This window comes from Pantoea sp. At-9b, assembly GCF_000175935.2.
GTDB lineage: Bacteria > Pseudomonadota > Gammaproteobacteria > Enterobacterales > Enterobacteriaceae > Pantoea.
Window position 1 is genome coordinate 1,254,516 of the sequence record NC_014837.1, and the last position, 13,118, is coordinate 1,267,633.

A 13,118-nucleotide genomic window follows, 5' to 3' on the forward strand; every position below is an offset into this window, starting at 1 on the left:
CGCAAGGGCTCGTATCGCTGAACTCACTACGGCAAGCCGCGAAAGCGGCAACAATGAAACCTCAAAAAAAGCAGACTAATGCTTAAGGGATCACAATGCAGAACAGCGCGATGAAGCCCTGGCTGGACTCCTCCTGGCTGGCCGGCGCGAACCAATCTTACATAGAGCAACTCTATGAGGATTTCCTGACCGATCCTGACTCTGTTGATGCAGTGTGGCGCGACATGTTCCAACAGCTGCCTGGCACCGGCGTGAAACCTGAGCAGTTTCACTCCACCACGCGCGATTACTTCCGCCGCCTGGCTAAAGACGCAACGCGTTACACTTCCACAGTCACTGATCCGGCCGCTAACTCTAAACAGGTTAAGGTGCTGCAGCTGATCAACGCCTTCCGCTTTCGCGGACACCAGCACGCTAACCTTGATCCACTCGGCCTGTGGAAGCAGGACGCCGTACCGGATCTCGACCCGGTATATCACGACCTGACCGACGCCGATTTTCAGGAAAGCTTTAACGTAGGTTCTTTTGCTATCGGCAAAGAAACCATGAAGCTGGCCGATCTCTATGAAGCGCTGAAACAGACCTACTGTGGCTCCATCGGTGCCGAATACATGCACATCACCAATACCGACGAAAAACGCTGGATTCAGCAGCGCATTGAATCGGTGGTGGGACACGCGACATTCAGCACTGAAGAGAAAAAAGGTTTCCTGAAAGAGCTGACCGCGGCAGAAGGGTTGGAAAAATACCTCGGCGCGAAATTCCCTGGTGCGAAACGCTTCTCGCTGGAAGGGGGTGATGCGCTGGTACCGATGCTGCGTGAGATGATCCGCCATGCCGGTAAAAGCGGCACCCGCGAAGTGGTGCTGGGTATGGCGCACCGTGGTCGTCTGAACGTACTGATCAACGTACTGGGCAAAAAGCCACAGGATCTGTTCGACGAGTTCTCCGGTAAACATAAAGAACATCTCGGCACCGGTGACGTGAAGTACCATATGGGCTTCTCGTCAGACGTGGAAACCGAAGGCGGTCTGGTGCACCTGGCGCTGGCGTTTAACCCGTCGCACCTGGAAATCGTTAGCCCGGTGGTAATGGGTTCAGTGCGTGCGCGTCTCGATCGTCTGGCGGAACCGAGCAGCAATAAAGTGCTGCCGATCACCATTCACGGTGATGCAGCGGTAACCGGTCAGGGCGTGGTGCAGGAAACCCTGAACATGTCGCAGGCACGCGGTTACGAAGTGGGCGGAACGGTTCGCATCGTGATCAACAACCAGGTGGGCTTCACCACCTCGAATCCGCTGGATGCCCGCTCAACGCCGTACTGTACTGATATCGGTAAAATGGTGCAGGCCCCGATTTTCCACGTTAACGCGGACGATCCGGAAGCCGTTGCCTTTGTTACCCGTCTGGCGCTCGACTATCGCAACACCTTCAAACGTGATGTGTTTATCGACCTGGTGTGCTACCGCCGTCATGGCCATAACGAAGCCGACGAGCCAAGCGCCACCCAGCCGCTGATGTACCAGAAAATCAAAAAGCATCCGACGCCGCGTAAAATTTACGCTGACCGTCTGGAAGCCGATGGCATTGCGAAACTGGAAGATGCCACCGAGATGGTCAACCTGTACCGCGATGCACTGGATGCCGGTGAATGCGTGGTGCCGGAATGGCGTCCGATGAGTCTGCACTCCTTTACCTGGTCACCGTATCTCAACCACGACTGGGATGAGAGCTATCCGGCGACTGTGGAAATGAAACGTTTGCAGGAACTGGCTCGCCGTATCAGCCAGGTACCGGAAGCGGTTGAAGTCCAGGCGCGTGTCGCCAAGATTTACAACGATCGTAAAGAGATGGCCGAAGGCAACAAAGCCTTTGACTGGGGCGGCGCGGAAAACCTCGCTTACGCCACGCTGGTCGATGAAGGCATCCCGGTCCGTCTGTCAGGTGAAGACTCTGGCCGTGGCACCTTCTTCCACCGTCATGCGGTGGTGCACAACCAGGCGAACGGTTCAACCTATACGCCGTTGCACCATATCCATCATGGTCAGGGCCAGTTCAAAGTCTGGGACTCGGTGTTGTCTGAAGAAGCGGTGCTGGCCTTCGAATACGGTTATGCCACCGCAGAACCCCGCGTGCTGACCATCTGGGAAGCGCAGTTCGGTGACTTTGCCAACGGTGCACAGGTGGTGATCGACCAGTTCATCAGCTCTGGCGAGCAGAAGTGGGGCCGTATGTGTGGCCTGGTGATGCTGCTGCCGCACGGTTACGAAGGTCAAGGCCCGGAGCACTCCTCCGCCCGTCTGGAGCGCTATCTGCAACTCTGTGCTGAACAGAATATGCAGGTGTGTGTGCCGTCTACGCCGGCGCAGGTTTACCATATGCTGCGTCGTCAGGCGCTGCGCGGTATGCGTCGTCCGTTGATCGTGATGTCACCGAAGTCGCTGCTGCGTCATCCGCTGGCGATTTCCACCCTCGACGAACTGGCTAACGGTAGCTTCCAGCCCGCGATCGGCGAGATCGATGCGCTTGATGCGAAACAGGTAAAACGCGTCGTGATGTGTTCTGGTAAGGTTTATTACGACCTGCTGGAACAACGTCGTAAGAATGAGAAGAACGACGTCGCGATTATTCGTATTGAGCAGCTGTACCCGTTCCCGCATAAAGCGGTACAGGAAGCATTAAAAGCTTATGCCCATGTGCAGGATTTTGTCTGGTGTCAGGAAGAACCGCTGAATCAGGGCGCATGGTACTGCAGTCAGCATCATTTCCGCGAAGTGATTCCGTTTGGTGCGTCACTGCGTTATGCAGGCCGTCCGGCTTCTGCTTCACCGGCCGTGGGCTACATGTCCGTACATCAAAAACAGCAGCAAGACCTGGTTAACGACGCGCTGAACCTTGGTTAATAAAAAGGAAAGATAATGAGTAGTGTAGATATTCTCGTTCCCGATTTGCCTGAATCCGTAGCGGACGCAACGGTAGCAACCTGGCATAAAAAACCCGGCGACGCGGTCAGTCGCGATGAAGTGATTGTCGAAATCGAAACCGACAAAGTGGTACTGGAAGTGCCGGCTGCTGCCGACGGCGTTCTGGATGCGGTGCTGGAAGATGAAGGCGCAACCGTGACCTCTCGTCAGATCCTTGGCCGTCTGAAAGAAGGCAACAGCAGCGGGAAAGAGACTACTGCGAAAGTAGAGAGCAAGGAGTCTACGCCAGCACAGCGTCAGACTGCGTCTCTGGAAGAAGAGAGCAACGACGCGCTCAGCCCGGCGATTCGCCGCCTGATCGCGGAACATGACCTCGACGCCAGCCAGATCAAAGGCAGCGGCGTGGGCGGTCGACTCACGCGTGAAGATGTCGAAAAACATCTGGCGAAGAAAACCGAAGCGAAAGCCGCTCCGGCTGCGCAGCCTGCTGCTGCCGCTGCGCCGACGGCGGTTGCGAATCGCAGCGAGAAACGCGTGCCGATGACGCGTCTGCGTAAGCGTGTAGCTGAACGTCTGCTGGAAGCGAAAAACAGCACCGCGATGCTGACCACCTTCAACGAAGTCAACATGAAGCCGATCATGGATCTGCGTAAGCAGTACGGCGATGCCTTCGAGAAGCGTCACGGTGTGCGTCTGGGCTTTATGTCCTTCTACATCAAAGCCGTGGTTGAAGCCCTGAAGCGCTTCCCGGAAGTGAACGCGTCAATCGACGGTGAAGATGTGGTGTACCACAACTATTTCGACGTCAGCATCGCGGTATCCACCCCGCGTGGTCTGGTGACGCCAGTGCTGAAAGATGTTGATGCGCTGAGCATGGCTGACATCGAGAAGAAAATTAAAGAGCTGGCGGTAAAAGGCCGTGACGGCAAGCTGACCGTGGAAGAGCTGACCGGCGGTAACTTCACCATCACCAACGGTGGTGTGTTCGGTTCGCTGATGTCCACGCCGATCATCAACCCGCCGCAGAGCGCAATTCTGGGTATGCACGCTATCAAAGATCGTCCGATGGCGGTGAATGGCCAGGTTGTGGTGTTGCCGATGATGTATCTGGCGCTCTCTTATGATCACCGCCTGATTGATGGCCGCGAGTCTGTCGGCTATCTGGTGGCAGTGAAAGAGATGCTGGAAGATCCGGCACGTCTGCTGCTGGACGTCTGATTTTCACCGGGCGCGTCCGGTAAAAGACGCGCCCAACACTCATTAGTCTTTTCAGACCTGAATGGATAGAACATCATGAACTTACACGAATACCAGGCGAAACAGCTGTTTGCACGGTATGGTATGCCGGCACCGACGGGCTACGCCTGTACTACGCCACGTGAAGCAGAAGAAGCCGCCTCAAAAATTGGCGCTGGCCCGTGGGTAGTGAAATGTCAGGTTCATGCCGGTGGCCGCGGTAAAGCGGGCGGTGTGAAAGTGGTTAAGAGCAAAGAAGAGATCCGCGCTTTTGCTGAACACTGGCTGGGCAAACGTCTGGTGACCTATCAAACTGACGCCGAAGGTCAGCCGGTAAACCAGATTCTGGTGGAAGCCGCGACTGACATCGATCAGGAACTCTATCTGGGTGCGGTAGTTGACCGTGCCAGCCGTCGTGTGGTCTTCATGGCCTCGACCGAAGGTGGTGTTGAGATCGAGAAAGTGGCGGAAGAGACCCCGCACCTGATCCACAAAATGGCGCTTGATCCGTTAGCGGGTCCGCAGCCGTATCAGGGCCGCGAGCTGGCGTTCAAACTGGGCCTGACCGGTAAGCAAGTCAGCCAGTTCACTAAAATCTTTATGGGTCTGGCGACCATGTTCCTCGAGCGCGATCTGGCGCTGGTGGAGATCAACCCGCTGGTTGTCACCAAGCAGGGCGATCTGGTGTGCCTCGATGGCAAACTGGGTGCCGACGGCAACGCCCTGTTCCGTCAGCCGGAACTGCGTGAAATGCGTGACCCGAGCCAGGAAGACCCGCGTGAAGCGCATGCGACCCAGTGGGAACTGAACTACGTCGCACTGGAAGGCAACATTGGCTGTATGGTCAACGGTGCGGGTCTGGCGATGGGTACGATGGACATCGTGAAACACCACGGTGGTCAGCCTGCTAACTTCCTTGATGTCGGCGGCGGCGCAACCAAAGAGCGCGTCACTGAAGCCTTCAAAATCATCCTGTCTGACGATGCAGTGAAAGCGGTATTCGTTAACATCTTCGGCGGCATCGTGCGTTGCGACCTGATCGCAGACGGCATCATCGGTGCAGTGGCAGAAGTGGGTGTCAACGTACCGGTGGTGGTACGTCTGGAAGGTAACAACGCCGAGCTGGGCGCTAAGAAACTGGCGGACAGCGGTCTGAACATCATTGCAGCAACCAGCCTGACAGACGCGGCACAGCGTGTTGTTGCTGCTGCGGAGGGTAAATAATGTCCATTCTGATCGACAAAAACACCAAAGTCATTTGCCAGGGTTTCACCGGTGGCCAGGGGACTTTCCACTCTGAGCAGGCGCTGGCCTATGGTACGCAGCTGGTTGGCGGTGTAACGCCGGGTAAAGGCGGCACCACCCATCTCGGCCTGCCGGTGTTCAATACCGTGCGTGAGGCGGTGGAAGCCACTGGCGCCACGGCTACCGTAATCTACGTTCCGGCTCCGTTCTGCAAAGACGGTATCCTGGAAGCGATTGATGCCGGTATCAAACTGATCATCACCATCACTGAAGGTATCCCGACGCTGGATATGCTGACCGTGAAAGTGAAGCTGGATGAAGCTGGCGTGCGTATGATCGGCCCGAACTGCCCAGGCGTGATCACCCCGGGCGAATGTAAGATCGGCATCATGCCGGGTCACATTCACTTGCCGGGTCGCGTCGGTATCGTGTCTCGTTCCGGTACCCTGACCTATGAAGCGGTGAAACAGACCACTGACATCGGTTACGGCCAGTCTACTTGTGTCGGTATCGGTGGTGACCCGATCCCAGGCTCTAACTTCATCGACATCCTGAAAATGTTCCAGGAAGACCCGCAGACCGAAGCGATCGTGATGATCGGTGAGATCGGCGGTAGCGCTGAAGAAGAAGCGGCAGCCTACATCAAAGCGCACGTGACCAAGCCGGTTGTGGGTTATATCGCAGGTGTGACCGCGCCGAAAGGCAAACGTATGGGCCACGCTGGCGCAATTATTGCCGGTGGTAAAGGTACCGCGGATGAGAAGTTCGCTGCTCTGGAAGCGGCTGGCGTGAAAACCGTGCGCAGCCTGGCTGACATCGGTGACGCCGTGAAAGCGGTTCTGCCTGCTAAATAAGGTTGTTGTCTGTTAAAGCACAAAGCCACCTGCGGGTGGCTTTTTTATGTCTGTAGCCACTGAAAAAGTGGGGAAAAATCCTGCGTGGTCACAATTGCCGTCTATGCTTACCTTGTCAGAAAGGTAAAGAAGGGCAAATTCGCAGGCGTTCTGTTTGAAAATTATGAAAGTCTTACCTGCCGCTTCGTTAAATTTTTATGGCAAAGGTAATTATTTTCTTAATTACGTCATCGTCTCATGACAACTAATTAACAACCTGCCCAACAATACACATCTGGAAAATTTGTACGTTATCTCAGATCAATAAATGCTGAGATATAACAAACTTTACCGCTGGCAAAGCGCAGCGCAAACGGTATAAATTGCGCTACATCAATTCAATCATTTCCATGTTTTTTCAGGAGTTTGTGCCAGGCGTTGTTATATCAATTCTGTCGCCTCCGCACTCTCGTCTGTCGAAAACCGATTGTTGCGATGCGTTTTCAGGGCTTTTTCATCACAGTTACTCGCTCACTTCGGGCAGCAGATTTCTCTGTTCTGTCGGTAACAAAACAAAACTGGAATCAATAATCAGTCGTTCCTGACTCTTATTCTGCACGTCAATGTCTGTCTTTTACCGTTGTCGCCCGCAGAGGGAGTTCATGCGAGGAGCAAGGAGTCATCATGTTAGATATTGTCGAGCTGTCGCGTTTACAGTTTGCTCTGACGGCGATGTACCATTTCCTGTTCGTGCCATTAACGCTCGGTATGGCGTTTTTGTTGGCGATCATGGAAACCGTATACGTCCTGACGGGAAAACAGATTTATAAAGATATGACCAAATTCTGGGGCAAGTTGTTTGGTATCAACTTTGCTCTGGGTGTGGCGACCGGTCTGACCATGGAATTTCAGTTCGGGACCAACTGGTCTTATTACTCACACTACGTCGGCGATATCTTTGGTGCGCCGCTGGCCATTGAAGGCCTGATGGCGTTCTTCCTTGAATCTACGTTTGTCGGCCTGTTCTTCTTCGGCTGGGATCGCCTCGGTAAGGTACAACACCTGACGGTGACCTGGCTGGTCGCTCTGGGATCGAACATGTCCGCATTGTGGATCCTCGTGGCGAACGGCTGGATGCAAAATCCGATTGCCTCTGAGTTCAACTTCGAAACCATGCGTATGGAGATGGTGAGCTTCTCCGAACTGGTGCTTAACCCGGTAGCGCAGGTTAAATTCGTGCACACCGTGGCAGCCGGTTACACCGCAGGGGCGATGTTTATCCTCGGTATCAGTTCCTGGTATCTGCTGAAAGGGCGTGACATTGCGTTCGCCAAGCGTTCCTTCGCCATTGCGGCCAGCTTCGGTATGGCTGCGGTGCTGTCCGTTATCGTGCTGGGTGACGAATCCGGTTATGAAATGGGTGACGTGCAAAAAACCAAACTGGCTGCCATCGAAGCTGAGTGGGAAACCCAACCGGCTCCGGCTTCCTTTACCTTGTTTGGTATTCCGGATCAGGATGCGCAGCAGAACCGCTATGCGATCCAGATTCCTTACCTGCTTGGTTTAATTGCTACCCGATCAGTCGATACCCCGGTAACCGGCTTGAAAGAGTTGCTGGCGCAGCATGAAGTGCGTATCCGTAACGGTATGAAAGCCTATGCGTTGCTGAACGAACTGCGTGCCGGGAGTAAAGATCCGGCGGTACGCACTGCCTTTGAGCAAAGCAAACAGGATCTCGGTTATGGCTTGCTGCTGAAGCGCTATACCCCGGACGTGGCTAACGCCACTGAAGCGCAGATTCAGAAAGCCACGGCGGACTCGATCCCGCGCGTCGCACCGCTCTATTTTGCCTTCCGTATCATGGTGCTGTGTGGTGTGTTGTTGCTGGGCATCATTGCGCTGTCGTTCCTGAGCGTCATCCGCAATCGCATTGGCAAGTGGCCGTGGTTGCTTAAAGCGGCGCTGTACGGTATTCCGCTGCCATGGATCGCCATCGAATCAGGTTGGTTTGTCGCAGAGTATGGCCGTCAACCGTGGGCGGTGGGTGAGGTATTGCCGACAGCGGTAGCGAACTCTTCGCTGACCACCGGTGATGTGCTGTTCTCAATGATTTTGATTTGCGGCCTGTACACCCTGTTCCTGGTGGCGGAAATGTATTTGATGTTCAAATTTGCCCGCCTGGGTCCAAGCAGCCTGAAAACCGGCCGCTACCACCATGAGCAGATTAGCGCATCGACTCAACCGGCGCGTGGATAAGGAGAGCTACCATGTTTGATTATGAAGTGTTGCGATTTATCTGGTGGCTGCTGATCGGCATTCTGCTGGTTGGGTTTGCTGTCACCGAAGGCTTCGACATGGGGGTAGGGATGCTGGTCCGTCTGATGGGCCGCACCGACACCGAACGTCGCGTGATGATCAACGCTATCGCGCCACACTGGGACGGTAACCAGGTATGGTTGATCACCGCTGGTGGCGCGCTGTTTGCTGCCTGGCCGATGGTGTATGCCGCTGCGTTTTCCGGCTTCTATGTGGCGATGATTCTGGTGCTGTCGTCTCTGTTCTTCCGTCCGGTCGGTTTTGATTATCGTTCCAAGATTGAAGACGTGCGCTGGCGTGGCATGTGGGACTGGGGCATTTTCATCGGCAGTTTCGTGCCGCCGTTGGTGATTGGTGTGGCGTTTGGCAACCTGTTGCAGGGCGTGCCTTTCCACGCTGATGAATATCTGCGCCTGTTCTATACCGGCAACTTCTTCCAACTGCTGAACCCGTTTGGTCTGCTGGCAGGGGTCATCAGCGTCGCCATGTTCCTGGCGCAGGGCGCGACTTACCTGCAAATGCGTACCACCGGCGAACTGCATGTCCGTTCCCGTTCGGTGGCGCAGGTTGCCGCGTTAGTGATGATGGTGTGTTTCATTCTCGCTGGCGTGTGGGTGAAATACGGTATTGATGGTTATGTGGTGAAAAGCGTTATCGATCACCATGCGGCATCTAACCCACTGGGTAAAGATGTGGTGCGCGAAGCCGGTGCCTGGTTGGTTAACTTCCAGCAGACGCCAATCCTGTGGATCTTCCCGCTACTGGGTGTACTGATGCCGCTGCTGACCATTCTGTGTTCGCGTGCAGAGAAGGGTGCCTGGGCATTTATCTTCTCGTCGCTGACTCTGGCAGGGGTGATCATGACAGTGGGCATTGCGATGTTCCCGTTCATCATGCCGTCCAGCACCGTGCCGGGCACCAGCCTGACCATGTGGGATGCGACATCCAGTGCGCTGACGCTGAAAATCATGACCTTTGCAGCCATCGTGTTTGTGCCGATCATCCTGCTGTACACCGCCTGGTGCTACTACAAAATGTACGGTCGCATCACCAAAGAACACATTGAGAGCAATACGCACTCCCTGTACTGAGTAAGGAGAAAGAGCATGTGGTATTTTGCCTGGATACTTGGCACCCTGCTGGCTTGTTCGTTCGGTGTGATCGCAGCACTGGCGCTGGAGCGTGCGGAAGAAGCCGCAGCAAAGGGTGATAAAGCCTGATGCGCGGATTGTTTCAGACACTGTATCGTCTGATGGATAAGGGCCCGTTACGGGCCCTTTCACTGTTGCTGGCCTTATGGCTGGCGGGCTGTGTATTCTGGGACCCGTCACGCTACGCGGCGAAGACCAGCGCACTTTCGGTCTGGCATGGACTGGTCGTGATTTGGGCGGTGTGCACCGGTGTTATTCATGGCACCGGGTTCCGGCCCCGACGCTTGCGCTGGCAAGCTTTGTTCACGCCGTTGCCGGCGATGATCGTGTTGGTGGCGGGAATTCTCTGGTTTTACCGTTAAGTCCACGATCGGGACGAATTTTGTTCTTTTTTTGTAGAAATTTCAGGCGCTGATGTGAGTTTATGTCAGCGTCTGGTCAAGAAACCTGCCAAAAATCCTTCCGGTTGTTACCGTGTGATAATTATTTTCTCGCGGCGTCAGCGGGCCATTCCCAAGCTGATCTCACTTGCGTATAGTAGCAACGTTTAAAATGATACCGGGATGTAGAGTGAGTACAACGCTGTTTCGCTGGCCGGTTCGGGTCTATTACGAAGACACCGACGCCGGTGGTGTGGTTTACCATGCCAGCTATATCGCTTTTTATGAACGAGCACGTACCGAGATGTTGCGCCAGCACCATTTCAATCAACAGACACTGCTGGAACAGCAGATCTGTTTTGTGGTGCGGCGTATGACAGTGGACTATCTGGCGGCAGCACGTCTTGACGATCTTCTGGAAATCCAGAGCGAAGTGACCTCAATGACGCGAGCTACCATGACGTTCTCGCAGCGTATCGTGAATAATGAAGGCAAAGTGCTCAATGAAGCAGAAGTCCTGATTGCCTGCATCAACCCACATCTAATGAAGCCGATTGCGCTTCCCAAGTCTATTGTCGCGGAGTTCAAGCAGTGACTGACATGAATATTCTTGATTTGTTCCTGAAGGCGAGCCTTCTGGTCAAACTTATCATGTTGATTTTGATCGGCTTTTCCATTGCCTCCTGGGCAATCATTATTCAGCGTACCCGCATTCTTAATGCTGCCGGACGCGAAGCCGAAGCGTTTGAAGATAAATTCTGGTCAGGTATCGAGCTGTCTCGTCTGTATCAGGAGAGCCAGGGACGTCGTGACGAACTGAACGGCTCAGAGCAGATTTTCTATTCTGGTTTTAAAGAGTTCGCGCGCCTGCATCGAGCCAATAGCCACGCGCCTGAAGCGGTGGTGGAAGGTGCCAGCCGTGCAATGCGTATCTCAATGAACCGTGAACTCGAAGCGCTGGAAAACCACATTCCTTTCCTTGGCACCGTCGGTTCCATCAGTCCTTATATCGGTCTGTTTGGTACGGTGTGGGGGATTATGCACGCCTTTATCGCCCTCGGTGCTGTGAAGCAGGCGACCTTGCAGATGGTTGCGCCGGGTATCGCTGAAGCGCTGATCGCCACCGCAATTGGTCTGTTTGCCGCGATTCCGGCGGTCATGGCGTACAACCGTCTGAACCAGCGTGTGAATAAGCTGGAGCAGGGTTACGACAACTTTATGGAAGAGTTCACGGCTATCCTGCATCGTCAGGCTTTCTCCACCGACAACACGAAGTAAGTCGAGGTAAACGATGGCCAGAACCCGTGGTCGCGGACGCCGCGACCTTAAGTCGGAAATCAACATCGTTCCACTTCTGGACGTGCTGCTGGTGCTGTTGCTGATTTTTATGGCGACAGCACCGATCATTACCCAAAGCGTGGAAGTGGATCTGCCGGATGCAACCGATTCGAAAACCGTCTCCAGCGATGATAACCCGCCGGTGATTGTCGAAGTTTCCGGGGTAGGGCAGTACAGCCTGGTGGTGGATCATGACCGCATGAACCAACTGCCTCCTGAGCAAGTGGTGAGCGAAGCGCAGCGTCGACTGGAAGCCAATCCGAAGACTGTCTTTCTGATCGGCGGTGCGAAAGACGTGCCTTACGACGAAATCATCAAGGCGCTTAACCTGCTGCATCAGGCTGGCGTGAAATCTGTCGGTTTGATGACGCAGCCGATTTAAAGCGAACCGTTTTTGGGAACCGAGAGTGTCGAAGGCAACCGAGCAAAACGAGAAGTTAAAACGCGCGATAATCATTTCGGTGATTCTGCACATCGTGTTGATCGCCTTGCTGGTCTGGAGCTCGTTTAACGAAAAAATCGAATCCAGCGGCGGTGGCGGCGGTAGCGATATCGACGCGGTGATGGTCGACCCGGGTGCCGTGGTCGATCAATATAATCGTCAGCAGAATCAACAAAGCGATAGCAAGCGTGCTGAGCAGCAGCGTGAGAAACAAGCGCAGCAGCAGGCAGAAGAGTTACAACAGAAGCAGACCGCCGAACAACAGCGTCTGAAAGAGCTGGAGAAAGAACGTCTGCAGGCGCAGCAAGAAGCCAAAGAGCAGGCGAAACAGCAGGCTGAACAGCAAAAAGCAGCCGAAGCGGCGGCGAAACAGGCGCAGGAAGAACAGAAAGCGGCTGAAGCGGCGGCGGCGAAAGCGAAAGCCGATGCCAAAGCACAGGCGGATGCGCAGGCGAAAGCGGCGGCAGATGCCCAGGCAAAAGCCGCTGCTGAAGCGAAGCAGGCAGCTGCTGAGGCGAAGAAACAGGCCGAGCAAGAGGCGAAAGCCGCGGCTGCGGAAGCGGCGAAAGAGAAAGCGGCGCAGGAAGCGAAGGCGGCGGCTCAGGCGAAAGCCAAAGCTGATGCGGAAGCCAAAGCGCAGGCTGCAGCAGATGCTAAGGCAAAAGCGGCGCAGGAAGCGAAAGAGAAAGCGGCTGAAGAAGCGAAAGCGAAGGCAGCAGCGGAGGCGAAAGAAAAAGCCGAAGCGGCAGCAAAAGCGAAGGCGGATGCAGCGGCGAAAGCCAAAGCAGCGGCTGATGCCAAGAAGAAAGCGGCAGCCGAAGCGGCGAAGAATGAAAACGCTGTTGACGATCTGCTGGGTGGCCTTTCATCCGGTAAGAATGCACCGAAAAGTGGTAACGCTTCCGGTGGCGGGGCAGCAGCTGGACAAGGTAATCAGAAGAAAGCCGGAGCTTCAGGCGCTGAAATCAACTCCTACATGGGACAAGTTGTGGCAGCGATTCAGAGCCGTTTCTATGATGCCGATTCATACAAAGGTAAAGAGTGTAACCTGCGCATCAAGCTGGCCCCGGATGGCTTACTGATTGATGTGAAAGCAGAGGGCGGCGATCCTGCGTTGTGTCAGGCAGCAGTCTCGGCGGCAAAACAGGCGCGGATTCCGAAGCCACCTTCACAGGCGGTGTATGAAGTGTTCAAAAACGCACCAATGGATTTCAAACCTCAGTAATGCAGTAACATACGGCAGGTTGAACTAA

At 54.8% G+C, this 13,118-nt stretch carries 12 protein-coding genes; all 12 read left to right on the forward strand.

All coding sequences use genetic code 11. The annotated features are described in order from the left end of the window. The first annotated feature begins 95 nt into the window (after positions 1-95). The 12 genes from sucA (at position 96) to tolA (ending at position 13,090) form a co-directional block, all read left to right on the forward strand. Positions 96-2,903, forward strand: a complete 2,808-nt coding sequence (sucA, locus tag PAT9B_RS05670; RefSeq protein ID WP_013508300.1) for a 2-oxoglutarate dehydrogenase E1 component — start codon at positions 96-98, stop codon at positions 2,901-2,903. Between the two features lie 15 nt (positions 2,904-2,918). Next, complete coding sequence (gene odhB / locus PAT9B_RS05675; protein ID WP_013508301.1) at positions 2,919-4,142, forward strand: 2-oxoglutarate dehydrogenase complex dihydrolipoyllysine-residue succinyltransferase; 1,224 nt, start codon at positions 2,919-2,921, stop codon at positions 4,140-4,142. A gap of 75 nt (positions 4,143-4,217) precedes the next feature. After that, complete coding sequence (gene sucC, locus PAT9B_RS05680) at positions 4,218-5,384, forward strand: ADP-forming succinate--CoA ligase subunit beta (protein WP_013508302.1); 1,167 nt, start codon at positions 4,218-4,220, stop codon at positions 5,382-5,384. Then, positions 5,384-6,259: a succinate--CoA ligase subunit alpha gene (gene sucD, locus PAT9B_RS05685; protein ID WP_013508303.1), complete on the forward strand. Its 876-nt coding sequence runs from the start codon at positions 5,384-5,386 to the stop codon at positions 6,257-6,259. Before sucC ends, sucD begins: the two co-directional genes overlap by 1 nt. A 663-nt stretch (positions 6,260-6,922) precedes the next feature. Then, on the forward strand, positions 6,923-8,494 hold the full coding sequence (cydA, locus tag PAT9B_RS05690; RefSeq protein WP_013508304.1) for a cytochrome ubiquinol oxidase subunit I: 1,572 nt from the start codon (positions 6,923-6,925) through the stop codon (positions 8,492-8,494). Positions 8,495-8,505: 11 nt separating this feature from the next. Continuing rightward, positions 8,506-9,645, forward strand: coding sequence for a cytochrome d ubiquinol oxidase subunit II (cydB, locus tag PAT9B_RS05695; protein ID WP_013508305.1), 1,140 nt, complete (start codon positions 8,506-8,508; stop codon positions 9,643-9,645). A 15-nt stretch (positions 9,646-9,660) separates the two neighbouring features. Continuing rightward, positions 9,661-9,774, forward strand: a complete 114-nt coding sequence (cydX, locus tag PAT9B_RS29605; protein ID WP_013508306.1) for a cytochrome bd-I oxidase subunit CydX — start codon at positions 9,661-9,663, stop codon at positions 9,772-9,774. Next, positions 9,774-10,067: a cyd operon protein YbgE gene (ybgE, locus tag PAT9B_RS05700; protein ID WP_013508307.1), complete on the forward strand. Its 294-nt coding sequence runs from the start codon at positions 9,774-9,776 to the stop codon at positions 10,065-10,067. Before cydX ends, ybgE begins: the two co-directional genes overlap by 1 nt. A gap of 190 nt (positions 10,068-10,257) precedes the next feature. Continuing rightward, entirely contained in the window at positions 10,258-10,680 is a 423-nt protein-coding gene (gene ybgC / locus PAT9B_RS05705) for a tol-pal system-associated acyl-CoA thioesterase (protein ID WP_369700778.1), read from the forward strand. Next, positions 10,677-11,363: a Tol-Pal system protein TolQ gene (gene tolQ / locus PAT9B_RS05710; RefSeq protein WP_013508309.1), complete on the forward strand. Its 687-nt coding sequence runs from the start codon at positions 10,677-10,679 to the stop codon at positions 11,361-11,363. The genes ybgC and tolQ overlap by 4 nt, the downstream gene beginning before the upstream one ends. A gap of 13 nt (positions 11,364-11,376) precedes the next feature. Next, the gene (tolR, locus tag PAT9B_RS05715) at positions 11,377-11,805 is read left to right on the forward strand and encodes a colicin uptake protein TolR (protein ID WP_013508310.1); all 429 of its coding nucleotides are present in this window, start codon (positions 11,377-11,379) and stop codon (positions 11,803-11,805) included. A 25-nt stretch (positions 11,806-11,830) separates the two neighbouring features. Continuing rightward, positions 11,831-13,090, forward strand: a complete 1,260-nt coding sequence (tolA, locus tag PAT9B_RS05720) for a cell envelope integrity protein TolA (RefSeq protein WP_013508311.1) — start codon at positions 11,831-11,833, stop codon at positions 13,088-13,090. Positions 13,091-13,118: the final 28 nt, after the last annotated feature.

What these genes read in the sequence shown, in the direction of transcription:
- tolR (WP_013508310.1), top strand. Translation starts at nt 11,377, where the DNA reads ATGGCCAGAACCCGTGGTCGCGGACGCCGCGACCTTAAGTCGGAAATC.
- ybgC (WP_369700778.1), top strand. Translation starts at nt 10,258, where the DNA reads ATGATACCGGGATGTAGAGTGAGTACAACGCTGTTTCGCTGGCCGGTT.
- sucC (WP_013508302.1), top strand. Translation starts at nt 4,218, where the DNA reads ATGAACTTACACGAATACCAGGCGAAACAGCTGTTTGCACGGTATGGT.
- sucA (WP_013508300.1), top strand. Translation starts at nt 96, where the DNA reads ATGCAGAACAGCGCGATGAAGCCCTGGCTGGACTCCTCCTGGCTGGCC.
- cydA (WP_013508304.1), top strand. Translation starts at nt 6,923, where the DNA reads ATGTTAGATATTGTCGAGCTGTCGCGTTTACAGTTTGCTCTGACGGCG.
- sucD (WP_013508303.1), top strand. Translation starts at nt 5,384, where the DNA reads ATGTCCATTCTGATCGACAAAAACACCAAAGTCATTTGCCAGGGTTTC.
- cydX (WP_013508306.1), top strand. Translation starts at nt 9,661, where the DNA reads ATGTGGTATTTTGCCTGGATACTTGGCACCCTGCTGGCTTGTTCGTTC.
- cydB (WP_013508305.1), top strand. Translation starts at nt 8,506, where the DNA reads ATGTTTGATTATGAAGTGTTGCGATTTATCTGGTGGCTGCTGATCGGC.
- odhB (WP_013508301.1), top strand. Translation starts at nt 2,919, where the DNA reads ATGAGTAGTGTAGATATTCTCGTTCCCGATTTGCCTGAATCCGTAGCG.
- ybgE (WP_013508307.1), top strand. Translation starts at nt 9,774, where the DNA reads ATGCGCGGATTGTTTCAGACACTGTATCGTCTGATGGATAAGGGCCCG.